Source organism: Pantoea sp. GD03673 (genome assembly GCF_029844725.1).
Taxonomy (GTDB): Bacteria; Pseudomonadota; Gammaproteobacteria; order Enterobacterales; family Enterobacteriaceae; genus Pantoea.
In genome coordinates this window covers 1-1200 of sequence record NZ_JAOCKJ010000037.1, presented here as the reverse complement: position 1 = coordinate 1200, position 1200 = coordinate 1, and the positions used below count along the sequence as shown (strand labels likewise).

Sequence of the window (1200 nt, the reverse complement as noted above, 5' to 3'; positions counted from 1 at the left end):
CGCGCAGCGTGAAAACGCCTGTGGGTTGTGAGGTTAAGCGACTAAGCGTACACGGTGGATGCCCAGGCAGTCAGAGGCGATGAAGGACGTGCTAATCTGCGTAAAGCGACGGTAAGGTGATATGAACCGCTACAGCCGTCGATGTCCGAATGGGGAAACCCGGTGCACTCTGTGCATCATTGCAGCATGAATACATAGTGCTGCAAGGCGAACCGGGGGAACTGAAACATCTAAGTACCCCGAGGAAAAGAAATCAACCGAGATTCCCCCAGTAGCGGCGAGCGAACGGGGAGCAGCCCAGAGCCTGAATCAGTTTGTGTGTTAGTGGAAGCGTCTGGAAAGTCGCAGGGTACAGGGTGATACTCCCGTACACAAAAACACACATGCTGTGAGCTCGATGAGTAAGGCGGGACACGTGGTATCCTGTCTGAATATGGGGGGACCATCCTCCAAGGCTAAATACTCCTGACTGACCGATAGTGAACCAGTACCGTGAGGGAAAGGCGAAAAGAACCCCGGCGAGGGGAGTGAAACAGAACCTGAAACCGTGTACGTACAAGCAGTGGGAGCCTCTTTTATGGGGTGACTGCGTACCTTTTGTATAATGGGTCAGCGACTTATATTCTGTAGCAAGGTTAACCGTATAGGGGAGCCGCAGGGAAACCGAGTCTTAACTGGGCGTTAAGTTGCAGGGTATAGACCCGAAACCCGGTGATCTAGCCATGGGCAGGTTGAAGGTTGGGTAACACTAACTGGAGGACCGAACCGACTAATGTTGAAAAATTAGCGGATGACCTGTGGCTGGGGGTGAAAGGCCAATCAAACCGGGAGATAGCTGGTTCTCCCCGAAAGCTATTTAGGTAGCGCCTCGTGAACTCATCTCCGGGGGTAGAGCACTGTTTCGGCTAGGGGGCCATCCCGGCTTACCAACCCGATGCAAACTGCGAATACCGGAGAATGTTATCACGGGAGACACACGGCGGGTGCTAACGTCCGTCGTGAAGAGGGAAACAACCCAGACCGCCAGCTAAGGTCCCAAAGTCATGGTTAAGTGGGAAACGATGTGGGAAGGCACAGACAGCCAGGATGTTGGCTTAGAAGCAGCCATCATTTAAAGAAAGCGTAATAGCTCACTGGTCGAGTCGGCCTGCGCGGAAGATGTAACGGGGCTAAACCATGCACCGAAGCTGCGGCAGCGAC

At 53.7% G+C, this 1200-nt stretch carries 1 rRNA gene; it reads left to right on the top strand.

Annotated elements, in window-relative coordinates:
• Positions 1-31 precede the first annotated feature (31 nt).
• Positions 32-1200, top strand: a 23S ribosomal RNA gene (locus N5J69_RS22165); the annotation flags it as partial.